13 protein-coding genes are annotated in these 11,851 nt (G+C 51.6%); 7 read left to right on the forward strand and 6 right to left on the reverse strand.

Translation table 11 applies throughout. From position 1 onward, the window contains the following. Positions 1–756: 756 nt before the first annotated feature. Both P2G88_RS18650 and P2G88_RS18655 read right to left on the reverse strand, forming a co-directional pair. The gene (locus P2G88_RS18650) at positions 757–1,233 is read right to left on the reverse strand and encodes an Lrp/AsnC family transcriptional regulator (RefSeq protein ID WP_275798865.1); all 477 of its coding nucleotides are present in this window, start codon (positions 1,231–1,233) and stop codon (positions 757–759) included. A gap of 130 nt (positions 1,234–1,363) precedes the next feature. After that, positions 1,364–1,768, reverse strand: coding sequence for a hypothetical protein (locus tag P2G88_RS18655; protein ID WP_275798869.1), 405 nt, complete (start codon positions 1,766–1,768; stop codon positions 1,364–1,366). A 177-nt stretch (positions 1,769–1,945) separates the two neighbouring features. Here P2G88_RS18655 and P2G88_RS18660 point away from each other — a divergent pair, with 177 nt between their 5' ends. The 7 genes from P2G88_RS18660 to P2G88_RS18690 all read left to right on the forward strand — a co-directional run bounded on the left by P2G88_RS18660 (position 1,946) and on the right by P2G88_RS18690 (position 7,833). Further along, entirely contained in the window at positions 1,946–2,632 is a 687-nt protein-coding gene (locus P2G88_RS18660; RefSeq protein ID WP_275798873.1) for a response regulator transcription factor, read from the forward strand. Then, positions 2,629–3,924 carry an ATP-binding protein gene (locus P2G88_RS18665; RefSeq protein ID WP_275798876.1) on the forward strand — a complete coding sequence of 432 codons (1,296 nt, stop codon included), beginning with the start codon at positions 2,629–2,631 and terminating at the stop codon, positions 3,922–3,924. The genes P2G88_RS18660 and P2G88_RS18665 overlap by 4 nt, the downstream gene beginning before the upstream one ends. Positions 3,925–3,933: 9 nt before the next feature. Beyond that, positions 3,934–4,458: a GNAT family protein gene (locus P2G88_RS18670; RefSeq protein WP_275798879.1), complete on the forward strand. Its 525-nt coding sequence runs from the start codon at positions 3,934–3,936 to the stop codon at positions 4,456–4,458. A gap of 66 nt (positions 4,459–4,524) precedes the next feature. Continuing rightward, positions 4,525–4,986, forward strand: a complete 462-nt coding sequence (locus P2G88_RS18675) for a Rid family detoxifying hydrolase (RefSeq protein WP_275798882.1) — start codon at positions 4,525–4,527, stop codon at positions 4,984–4,986. A gap of 101 nt (positions 4,987–5,087) precedes the next feature. After that, positions 5,088–5,771 (forward strand): DUF4386 family protein, encoded by a 684-nt coding sequence (locus P2G88_RS18680; RefSeq protein WP_275798884.1) that lies wholly within the window; start codon positions 5,088–5,090, stop codon positions 5,769–5,771. Beyond that, the gene (locus P2G88_RS18685) at positions 5,768–6,445 is read left to right on the forward strand and encodes a hypothetical protein (protein WP_275798887.1); all 678 of its coding nucleotides are present in this window, start codon (positions 5,768–5,770) and stop codon (positions 6,443–6,445) included. The genes P2G88_RS18680 and P2G88_RS18685 overlap by 4 nt, the downstream gene beginning before the upstream one ends. Before the next feature lie 140 nt (positions 6,446–6,585). Beyond that, positions 6,586–7,833, forward strand: a complete 1,248-nt coding sequence (locus P2G88_RS18690) for a hypothetical protein (RefSeq protein ID WP_275798890.1) — start codon at positions 6,586–6,588, stop codon at positions 7,831–7,833. A 12-nt stretch (positions 7,834–7,845) separates the two neighbouring features. Here P2G88_RS18690 and P2G88_RS18695 read toward each other — a convergent pair whose 3' ends face one another. The 4 genes from P2G88_RS18695 to P2G88_RS18710 form a co-directional block, all read right to left on the reverse strand. Next, positions 7,846–8,760: an alpha/beta fold hydrolase gene (locus tag P2G88_RS18695; RefSeq protein WP_275798893.1), complete on the reverse strand. Its 915-nt coding sequence runs from the start codon at positions 8,758–8,760 to the stop codon at positions 7,846–7,848. Positions 8,761–9,019: 259 nt separating this feature from the next. After that, complete coding sequence (locus P2G88_RS18700) at positions 9,020–9,793, reverse strand: transporter substrate-binding domain-containing protein (protein WP_275798896.1); 774 nt, start codon at positions 9,791–9,793, stop codon at positions 9,020–9,022. 181 nt (positions 9,794–9,974) lie between these two features. After that, positions 9,975–10,529 carry a hypothetical protein gene (locus P2G88_RS18705; RefSeq protein WP_275798900.1) on the reverse strand — a complete coding sequence of 185 codons (555 nt, stop codon included), beginning with the start codon at positions 10,527–10,529 and terminating at the stop codon, positions 9,975–9,977. 68 nt (positions 10,530–10,597) lie between these two features. Then, positions 10,598–11,848: a mechanosensitive ion channel family protein gene (locus P2G88_RS18710; protein ID WP_275798903.1), complete on the reverse strand. Its 1,251-nt coding sequence runs from the start codon at positions 11,846–11,848 to the stop codon at positions 10,598–10,600. Between the last annotated feature and the right edge of the window lie 3 nt (positions 11,849–11,851).

Below are 11,851 nucleotides of genomic sequence, written 5' to 3' on the forward strand. Positions count from 1 at the left end.
AGAGCGGCAGTCCCAACCCAACATCAAAATAAAGTGTAGCTATTGTTTTGACAAACGGGGGAGTCCATGTAGCTTAGTATACGGCAGGTGTCGGGCTAAGGGAGATAGGTAGCGGGTGTCGGTATATGCGCTATATGGCATAAAAAGCGACAGCTGTCGTCTATGTTCCCTGACCGGATTCTTGCCTGCCTTGGTCAAATCTCTGAATCTCAACTGTATTTCAGGGGTTGTCTGTTTTCCAGTTTTTTCAGCGACAGCTAATAAAAGCCTCATTTCAAAGGCCCGACAGCCTAGCACCTGCATTTATATACAGTTATATTCTGCGAAGTGATAAGAATAGATAAATGCTGTCTAAAAAGTGTTTTTATCACATCCTATTCAACGTCCGCAGTTCGCTCAAACCGGCCTACCAAACTGCCATAAGAAACTGCTTTCTCTTAGTGCACGGTCAATTTTGTAGCAGGCTTTGACCGCTGTAAATCGGTAAAGAGCCAAGTTTCAGCGGCCATCGGTGAAGCAGATGGTCCGTCTGGAAACCTTTTTCTTACAGATAGAGAAATGGGTGGGAGGTAGTGTCGGGTGGGCCTTCACAGACTCTCTGAGACAGGGACGTCGAAGAGAAGACCCCACGGACGGGTTCACGGCGTGTCTGTGAAGGTCTGCCCGGCGCTATCTTATCTCTTCTTTATTTGATTCAAATGGCTTTGGCAAAATGCAGCCTAGTTGCAGAAAGAGACATTCACTCCCGCCAAGTCCCTACTTCTTCTCAGAATTAAACAGCGGTAGCACCTTACTCTTATGGTGCTCAAAAACCACGGCGGTTTCGACATTGGCCACTTCTTCGCGGGAGGTGAGGGCGCGGAACACAAATTTGCGCAGGTGGTTGGTGTCGGACACCAGCACATGGATATAGAAGTCGTTTTCGCCGCCCATATGAAACAGGTTAATCACCTCGGGGATTTCCAGCATCTCGTCCCGGAAGGTATTCATCGTTTCTTCTTTGTGCTTATTGAGTTTGACTGCGCACATGGCTTCCAGGTGGGAGCCTAAGGCGGAGGCATCGAGTTCGTAGAAGGCGGTCTTTAAGACATTGGAGGCCTGCATTTTCTTGACCCGTTCCAGGGTCGTGGAGGGGGCAACCCCTACCTGCTCGGCCAGGGCTTTATTGTGAATGGTGGCATTGCTATACAAAATATTGAGGATTTTAATATCCAATTCATCCAACGGCTTCATCCTACCTTCCCTATTGACTGGTTGATGCTATTGCAAGGAACAATACAGTAAAGCATCAATCTGTCTAGCATAGGCAAAGGCAATACGCCCCGCGACATCTGCCGCTGGGCGCATTGGTTGTTTTACGCACTTACTTCGAACGCATTTTTTGGAAGGTTTCCATCAGCTCCTGGCGTTGCTCTTTGCTTAATTGCGAATGCAGTTTGGCCAGGGATTGCAGCGAGGCCAACACCTTTTCGTCTACCCCTGCTTGCCAGCTTTTGTAAGCTAGCATCATGGCCTCCACATCCAGTTGATCTTTCTCAATCAGCTCGGCCACATAGGCCTTTAACTCTTCCTTGGGCCTTTTAATCTCTGCGGCCAGGGCGCGGCCCGAGGCCAGCAGTTCAAACGCCAGCTCTTGCTGATATTCGGTGAAGTCATGGGCATCCATAATAAATTCAATCATGCGGTCATTGGCCGATGCTGTGGTGGCGCCCAGGCTGGCGAAGGTGACTGCGCTTGCGATTACTACGTTACGGATAATGTTTCTCATAGCCTTGTCCTCTTTGGTTGAACTTGCCTGTGCAAGTGATGAGTAGGTTATCCAAGGCGTTGCCCTCGTACTTTTCAGCCAGGCAACCGAACGTAACGAAAGGTAACTTTTGCTCCCTGTTGATTGCTATTGCTTGTCCCGCCCAGGCAAACTAAACATGGGCATTGAGGAGGGCAGATGAAAAACGTATTAATGATTGATGATGACCGTGATTTAAGTGCACGGCTTCAGCAGTACTTTTCCCAGTTTGATATCAAACTGCAATGTGCTGAGACTCCCTCTTTGGGCCTGAGTCTGTTGGCCAAGGGCCACTTCGATTTACTGCTTTTGGATGTGATGCTGCCGGAAAAAGACGGCTTTACTTTGTGTAAGGAAATCCGCCAACAGCATGATCTGCCTATTATTATGCTGACCGCCCGTGGCGAGCTGACCGACAAGGTCCTGGGCCTGGAAATCGGCGCCGATGATTATCTGCCCAAACCTTTTGAACCCCGCGAGTTGGTGGCCCGCATCGACGTGTTGCTGCGCCGCAATCGCGCCGCGCCCACGCAGGAGGAATGCTGGCGTTTTGATGAACTTTGCCTTTATCCGCAACAACATAAGGTGGAGCTAAATGGCGAGGAGATTAGCCTGACCGGCATGGAGTTTCGCTGCCTGCGGCTTTTAGCCGAACATCCCGGCCAGGTATTTAACCGTGATGAACTATTAAATGAACTGCGCGGTATTGATGCCGATGTGTACAGCCGCTCTATCGATATCCTGCTCAGCCGCCTGCGCCAAAAGCTTGGTGATGATGCCAATGCGCCCAAATACATTAAAACCCTGCGTAATGTGGGCTACTGCTTTGTAGGCAAGCGCCAATGAAGTTGCCCAAATTGGGCCTGTTTGCCCGGCTGTTTTTCCTTTTTGGCCTGACTACCATTTTGCTGGGGATGTGTTTTGCCGCAGCCAAAGCGGTATTTAGCGAAGACAAAGCCAAGGCCCTGGTGGAAGAGCGCCAGGACAAGCTGGTGAAGATGCTGGTCAGGATTGAAGAAAAATCTGCTAACCCCGAAGACGTGGAAAAGGTGGCCGATGAAATCAAGGGCGATATTCTGATTGCCCATGGCAATGAGCGCTTTAGCACCGATGCCGATTTCCCGGATCTGTCTGAACTGCTATCCAGGGCCGAGCCGGTCGGCAAGCCCATCGGTGAGCTGTATTTTGTCAAACACAGCAGCGGTTACTATCTGCTGCACCAATCGGACAAGGGCTGGGTGGCCATCACCTCCAATCCGCTTAATTACGCCATCTATCCCTGGTGGGCGGTGTATTGGCCCTGGATAGCCATGCTGCTGGTGATTGCCTGCAGTTATCTGATTTTAAGGCGATTGATGGCGCCAATCTTTGCGGCGGTCAATAGCGTCAGGGCCATCAGCACCGGTGATTTCAGCCGTAAGATTGCCCGTCACCCGCGCAATGAGCTGGCGGAGTTGACCCGCGGCATCAATCAAATGTCTGACGAGCTTAAGGCCATGTTTGATGCCAAAAACGAACTGCTACTGGCCATTAGCCATGAGCTGCGCACGCCGCTGGCACGCATGAAAATCTCCCTGGCCATGCTCGAATCCGACGAGGCCGCCAAAGAAATAGAACGGGATCTGCATCAGATGGATGTGCTGATTGGTCAGTTGCTGGAAGGCGAGCGGCTGGAGGCGGGGCACAAGGCCTTGCATCTGAAAACCCTGTATCTACCCAGTTTGATCGAGGAAATCCTGGCGGAGCCCCAGCTTGATGGGCGCATTCAACTGACCGCCAGTGTCCCTGAGCTAGCGCTGCCATTGGATGCAGGGCGAATTAAGTTCCTGCTACGCAATCTGCTGCTAAACAGCCTTAAGCATAATCCTGAGGGCACCACCGTCAGTTTACAGGTAAGCGAACAGGGCGAGCAGATTGAATTGGTGGTAGAAGATAAAGGAAAGGGCATTCCCAAAGAGGCGCTGCCCAGGCTGTTTGAGCCCTTCTTTTGTGTGGAAAACAGTAGCCATCGTGGCACCAAGGGCACCGGGCTTGGACTGTATCTGTGTCGTAAAATTGCCCTGGCCCATGGTGGCGATTTAGCGGTTCAGAGTGAGCTTGGCAAAGGCAGCCGTTTTATTTTGACCTTACCCCATTAGGAGAATGTGGTGATAGACGGAAAATTAGTCAGGATCCGCACGGTAAAAGAGGCTGATGTGGATGAGCTCTACAGTTTGTCCTGCGATTATCAGGATGCCGGTGAATATATGCCACTGAGTTTGGTGTCCGAGAGCGCCTTTAAGGCCGAGCACCGGCAAACCGGCTTTTGGCAGGACCATTGTGGCAAGTTGCTGGTGGAGGATTTGTCCGGGCGCATGGTCGGCGAAGCCGGCTTTTTTAAAACGGCCCACTATCTGGATGGCAGAGAAGTCTACTACCGGATCTTCAGTGGTTACCGGGGGCAGGGCTATGCCAGTGACACCCTGGCGTTGCTGGTGCAGCTATTTTTTGAGTCAACTTCGTTTAATCGTCTGCAGGCGGTGACTATTGAAGGCAACCAGGCCTCTGAGCATATTCTCAAGAAATCCGGCTTTGTGCTTGAGGGCACAGTGCGCCAGGCGCGCTATTTCAAAGGCCGTATTGTTGACCTTAACCTTTTCTCCTTGCTGCGCGGTGAGTATCAGGAAAGCTAGCGATAAACATCTGGTTTTATCACCTTGTGCTAGGCTTTTGCATATTGTCAGCTGCGGCCTATCACCATGAAAAACCCATGCATCGCGCTACTTTGTTCTTTGCTGTCTGCCGGCGTGTTTGCCGACGCACCCAAGCCCGTAGAACATTTGAATTCGCCACAACATGACGCGAATCTGCCCTTTTCAGAAGCGGTCAGGGTCGGCGACCTGTTATTTCTGGCCGGCCAAATGGGCTTTGATCCCAAAACCGGCAAGCTGGCCCCAGGGGGGATGAAAGCAGAAGCGCAGCAAACCATGAATAACATCAAAGCCACAATGGAAGGTTTCGGCTACACGATGAAAGACATCGTTAAGTGCACGGTGATGCTTAAAGACATTGGCCTTTGGGGGGAATTTAATCAGGTATATGTGACCTATTTTGACAAACCCTATCCGGCCCGTAGCGCCTTTGGCGCCAGTGGTTTGGCCGAGGGTGGGGCGGTGGAAGTGGAGTGCATCGCTTATGTCGGGGATAAGTCCAAAGACTAGCCCGTTACACTTTGTTACCTAGCGTTACCGCCGTTAAACCCGCTGTTTTTTGTGGCCTGTAGGATGGCGTTCATAGCAATCACCTACAGAGCGAAAAGCAAATGAACCCAGCAAACCCAGGCAAACTTATCGGCGGGCTGTTTTTACTGCAGCTGGTCGGCGGTATCTTCCTGAATTTCTTCTTTTTGGCGCCCTTTAAAACAGACTATGCCAGTGTGGATGTTGCGGTGCTTACCAGCACCCTGGGCATCGCCACATTATTGTCGTTGGGCTTAGTCTCCATCAACCTGCTGGTTGGCGCTATTGCTTACCAGATGCTGAAAACCTCATATCCCGTTCATAGCTTGTTGCTGCTGGCCGTTTCCATACTGGCGGTGGGGATGACAGCGGTGGAATCTAATGAACTGGGGCAATATGTGTCGCTGGTGACACACTTAAAAGCCCAGGGCATACAAGAGCTGGATGCCGGCATGGAGATTTTGCGCAAGAGTCTGGCTTTTAGCCGCAATGAAGCCCATTTTATGGCCATTGCCCTTTCAAGCTTCAGTTTGTTGTTGCTGTATACCCTGTTGTATCGCGCCACGCATTTGTCTCGCTGGTTGATGGGCTTTGCCATTGGCGCCTGTGTGTTGCAACTGATTGCCCTGGGTAACACCCTATTCCAGGGACCGGTGTTGGTGATGTTGCAATTGCCGCTGGTACTGACACAGCTTGTCCTGCCCCTTGTCTTTGTCTTCAAGGGCCTGGCTTTGACCAATGACAGTGACGTTAAGGAAAAGCCATGAGCCTGTTAATGTACTTTCATATTCTGGCCGGCATTGTCGGTGTGCTATCCGGCTTTGCCGTGCTACCGCTTAAAAAGGGTAGCGCCATCCATCGGCTGTTGGGCAAGACGTTTCTGATCTCCATGCTATGCCTGGGTTTTAGTGGCGCCATAGTGGCCTGGATTAGGGATATCCCCTTGTCTTTTCTTAACGGTTTGTTGATCAGTTACCTGGTGCTGACGGCCTATCAGGTCATCAAATCAGCAAACCACCAGGTCACAGCAAAGGACTGGTTACTGTCAGGCTTTGGCGTCGGTATTTTACTGGGCTATGGCTACTACATCGGGCTGCTGATAAGCAGCGGCGAGGCACAGTTGGGCGGCTTTGATGTGGGGACCTATAGTTTCTTTGCCCTGGTTACCGGCGGCGCCTTGCTGGGAGATGTTCGCTACTTGCTGGTAGGTGGCCTTGCCGGCAAAGCACGCCTGATCAGGCACCTGTGGCGGATGCTATTGCCACTTTTTATGGCCACCGCCGCGGTTTTCCTTGGCCAGGCCAAATTGTTCCCGATAGCCTTGCAGCAAAGCGGCCTGTTGTTTGTGCCGGTATTAACGGTGCTACTGGCACTGGCCTACTGGTTGTACCGCTCGCGGCAAATGCCGCAATCGCTAACAAAGGAGTTTGGCCAAAGCTGAAAAGAGCATGGACAGCCGTTGCTTTACCTGGATTGCCCGGCGGCACCGTTGTTTACATTAGGTATTCAGCGCTATCTCCCCGGGCGGTAAAGGCGCATACTGGTATGGTCAAACATTAACCACTGCGAGTCGTCAAACCCTTGAAAAACCCTCTTAAGCTCAAGCACGAAAAAACGGCGCCGACCCTGACTAGGGATATTTTGGCCATGGCGCGTTTGGGGGTGGATGCGGTCGAAGGGGTCACCGATATGGTTGAAGCCTTGCACCGCACTATCGTTACACTGGCCGGGTTAACGCGTCATGTGGGGCTGGCGGGTGAGCGACGGCCCAGCTCGCTGGTATACGGCACTATCCGCAAGGTAAATCGCCTGGTCGGAAAAGGCCTGGATGCGCAGTTGAACAACTACCTGGATGACACCGGGATAATGGCACGACCCCTGGCCCGCCATGCGGTGGTGTCTGCGTTAAACGGGGTTATAGGCGATCGTTTACATGCCCAGGGTAGTCCGCTGGCGATCAGGATGTCATTACGATACGCAGGACAATCTTTGCGCCCTGATGACATCGCCCCTTTGTTGCATCAGAGCAAAGGTAAAGTGCTGCTTATGTTGCATGGTTTGTGTATGAATGACATGCAGTGGCAACGACAAGGCCAAGACCATGGCAAGCAACTGGCTGATACCCTTGGCTATGTGCCCCTGTACCTGCATTACAACACCGGCTTGCATATCTCGCAAAACGGCCGTGAGCTGGCTGCATTGCTGGAATCGCTGTTCCCCGCCCAGGGGCCGCTGACTGAATTGCATATGCTCTGTCACAGTATGGGCGGACTGGTCGCGCGAAGCGCTTGTCATTATGCCGGGCATGCCGGTCAGGCGTGGGCCAACTCTCTGGAAAATATTGTTTTTCTGGGCAGCCCTCATCAGGGCGCCCCTCTTGAAAAAGGCGGTAACTGGCTGGGGCAATTGCTGACCATCAGCCCCTACAGTGCGCCTTTTGTGCCCCTGGCAACACTACGTAGCGCCGGGATCACGGATTTACGCCATGGCAGTCTTTGTGATGAAGATTGGCAGGGAAAAGATCGCTTTGCCGAGGATAAAAAGCCGCACCCGTTGCCACTGCCATCTGCGGCCCGTTGTTTTACGCTGGCCGGGGAGGCCGGTGAAAGCGGCGGCACACTGGCCCGTCATGTGATCGGAGATGGACTGGTGCCTGTGAAAAGTGCCTTGGGATGGCATAGTGACAATCGCCGGAATTTGAATTTTGCCAATGAAAATCAAAGGGTTATTAAGAAAATCAATCATATGCAACTGCTCAATGACCCGAGGGTTTACCAAATGTTGCAGCATTGGTTCAGTGATCGGGAGTCGGGCAGGACAGCCCTTTAGGTTTGACCTCAATTACTTGCCCAGTAAAAACAGCAAAGGCTTATGTAATCTCGCCGCCCAGGCATTTTCGCTATGCTCGGCGCCCTCGAATTTCAGGGTTTGCCACAATGATTCAGAATAACCCTTCTCTTCTATCAGCCTGTCTACCTTAGCTTGTAAAGGTGGATAGAGGGCATCCAGGGTTGCGGTGCCATAGTCAAAATAGATCTTATGCCCGGCAGGCATTGGCAGATGCTTATCCATATAACTCAGAAAGGCATTGGGGATAAGGTTTTCGGCATCATTTAGCGTGCCCGGCCAATGGGTCGACAGGCAAGCTGCCCCTTCAAAAATATCGGGGTACTCCAGTAAGGCGTACATGGAAATCAGTCCACCCATGCTGGAGCCCATCACATAGGTATGCTCGCGATCGCTATGCACTGCATAGTGGCTGTCGATATAGGGTTTCAGTTCGGTGACCAGAAACTTAAGGTAGGCATCTGAATACACCTTTTGGCTAAACAGCAGCTGGGTTTCGCCGCGCCTTTTTGCGTATTCCTGTTGTTGCTGAGCGGGAGACAGGGATTCGAAGGGCTTTTGTGGAAAGTATTCGCTATGACGGTTATCCCCTGCATTCCAAATACCGACCACAATAAAGGGCATGGTTTTGCCGGCTGCGATCAGCTCCGCCGCCACTTCATCCACGCGCCACTCCTGTTTATTCCAGGTGTTGTCGGCGTCATACAGCATCTGCCCGTCATGCATATACAGCACGGCATGTTTTTGCTTGCCGTCATAGCTTGGTGGTAACCAGATATCGATATTGCGGGCGGGGACATGCTCAGAGCTGAAGTTATCCAGACGTTCAATCTGACCGGTGCTGACGTTGGGCAGTGCCGCATTGGCGGTGTTAAACATCATGAGCAGAGCCAACAGTAGATATCGCATAGGGTGTTTCCCTTTATACCAAGTCTATTAATGATCTGGCCGCTCCCTGTGGGCGAGGTCAAAATACTCCCTGGCGGTGTTAGGGACCTTTTAGACCTGCAGGCCCCTGCCTTGCCACGGAGCATTTTGCTCCTCGCTGAGTGATCACATCATTAATGGACTTGGTATTATTTGTTTGCCAATGATAGTAGGCGATATTGACCTTTAAAGGGGATGAATTCGAATGCAATACAACAGTGTTTGTTGGTCGCCGGCCTTTTTACTGACGCGGAGCGCCCAAATGCACCAGATGATGCTTCTGCCAAATCTTATCTAATTGGCCAGAGGCTTTGAGACGTTCAAATAACGCATTCAGCCGCGCAAGGTCGAGCTTGATGCCTTGTCTTAGTAAGGCGCCATGGCGGTATTCCTGATCGAAAAAGTTGGACACGATCAGTTGTGGGCGTACCTCAGGATGATGATGCAGGTAGTTGTTCAGATAGGAATAGGCAATCAGGCCCATATCGGCGCGGTCTTGTAACAGCAATTCAATGATCTTGTTCTGGTTATCGACCAGATGCATATCGTAGTTCTGCCGCAGGTAGTCGGGATCGGAATTGAAGTTAGCAAAGCCATAGTGATAACCCAGCACCCCAAGCAGGGTTTTGTCGGTCATGTCGGTAAAAAAGCTTTGATCCCGGCCTGGTTCCACCAGGGCTACCCATACTTCGCCGCCATGAAAGACCGGTTCAGAGGCCTGCAAAGGATAGTCCTGCCAACCCCAGGCCTTGCTCTCAAAAAAGATCATATCGAACTTGCCGTCTGCAAAGTCCTGATAGCGTCGTCTGGAAGTGGTGGGGGTTAGCTCAAACTCAAACTCTTGTTGTTCGGTATTAAGCAAAGCCACTAAATCTGGGATAGGGCCAGCATGGCCCTCACCTATGGCTTGGTAGAAAGGTTGGTAGTCATACACGCCAACATGAACAGGCTCCCTTGCTTGCAAAGGCAAGGAGCACAGCAAAAACGTCAGCGAAAACAGGCTTGCTCGGATCATTGGGCGCGTTATCCACTTCTTGATGATCTCGCCTACAGGCAGCAACAATGTGCTCTACCCAAGACAAATATCCAACCATGACTAGCATAAGTCTTTTTTGTATCGGCGGTAAGTAGAAAATCATTTGCCCGGATCGCAGGATCTTCACAGTCCAACGTGAAGATCCTCTATTTTAGACGGGTTAGCTGGCGTCTTCATTGCTGGCATAGCATCGATGGCTTTGTTCTCCTGGGCCCTTGATATGCAGCTGGTCGAAGTCTGCATTTTTTAGCTGGGCATCCAGGCTTTGCTTAAATCGTTCAGCCTTGTCGCTGATGACCTTGCCATAAGCACCAAGCGCATCAAAGTCCTGTTGATGGGCGGCAATCAGGGCGTTGAGTTTCTGTGACGCCACTTTTTGTTCACTCAGGTGGGCCTTATTGATATACACACCCTGGTCTGTTTCCTCAATCGCCAGTTTGGTTAAGCGCTCTACATCGGCGGCATACTGGTCTAACTGCTCTTCAATAGCGTCTATGGGCGCTTGCAATTGTTCCATCTTCTTTTCGGTTTCCATCAGCTCCTGATAGGCCTGACGCTGTTCATCGGTCATCACAAACTCACTAACCAGTTGGCAATCCTTAAAGCTCTGCACCTTATAGTCGCTCGCCGTGGCCGGTTCGGACGCCGTTGCCGACATGCAGCCGCCAAGCAGCAATGGGAAGAGGGCTGAGAGGGCTAAAACAGATTTTTTCATGGGATACTCCTGTTGGTGGGTATCCCTTAAGTCGAGCGCGGCGGGAAAAAAGTTGTCCCGCCCGGTAATTATGATGGGCTGCGATCACTGACCCGCTGATAGGCCCGCAGGCCAAAGGCGGGCAACATGGAGAGGAAATGATCGAAGATATCCGATTGGATCCCTTCGTAATTCACCCAGTTTTTATCGGCGCTGAAGCAGTAGATTTCCAGCGGCAGGCCCAACTCGGTGGGCGCTAATTGGCGCACCATCAGGGTCATCTCTTTATTGAGCTTGGGGTGATTTTGCAGATAGCGCAGCATATAGGTGCGGAAGGTACCGATATTGGTCAGGCGTCTGGCATTAAGCAGGTCCTCGTCGGTGATCTGATGATCCTGATTGTATTTGGCCAGCTCTTGCTTCTTGTCGGCAATATAATCTTTGATAAAACGAATTTTTTCCCAGCTATCCAGCATCTTTTGATCGGCAAAACGTACCGATTGGATATCGATATTGATGGCCCGCTTAATGCGCCGTCCACCAGACTCCTGCATACCGCGCCAGTTCTTGACTGAATCGCCAATCAAGGAATAAGTAGGGACAGTAGAAATGGTTTTATCCCAATTCTGCACTTTGACCGTGACCAGGCCAATTTCAAGCACTTCGCCGTCTGCACCGTATTTGGGTAACTCTATCCAGTCGCCGTTATTGACCATGCGGTTAGCGACAATTTGCACCCCGGCCACAAAGCCAAGGATGGTGTCTTTGAAAACCAACAGCAAAATAGCGGTTACCGCGCCTAAACCGGATATCAAAATTAGCGGCGATTTCTCCAGCAAGCTGGAGATAATCAATATAACCGCCATAACCGCCATCAATAGCTTGCCCACCTGGATAAAGCCGGTGATCGGCACCCGTTTGGCCATGGGCGAGGCGTTATAAATATCCTCTGCGGTATTGAGCAGGGCGCTGAGCATGGTCAGGCCGGTAATCAATAAATAGATAAAAGCGCCTTTTTGTACCGTTTCCAGCAGCACCGGAGCGTGGGACAGGATTAACGGAGAGGCCATGTACAGCAGGATGGCCGGGACCAAATGGGCGCTGCGGCGGAAAAAGCCGTGGCCTTGCAGCTCATCGTCCCAGGTGGTGCTGGTGGCCAGGATCAGGCGGGTCAGCTTACTGGCCAGCAGATGACGGGCAACGCGATAGCCCACCCAACTGACGACAAACAACAGAATCGACGCCACCATGGCAAACCAGGGGGAACGGGCATCCATCTTCAGGCCCCAGTAGGCGAGGGAATCGAGAACTAGTTGAGTTAACTCGCTGATATGCTCCATCGC

Origin of the sequence: Aliiglaciecola sp. CAU 1673, from assembly GCF_029223185.1 — a bacterium.
GTDB lineage: Bacteria > Pseudomonadota > Gammaproteobacteria > Enterobacterales > Alteromonadaceae > Bowmanella.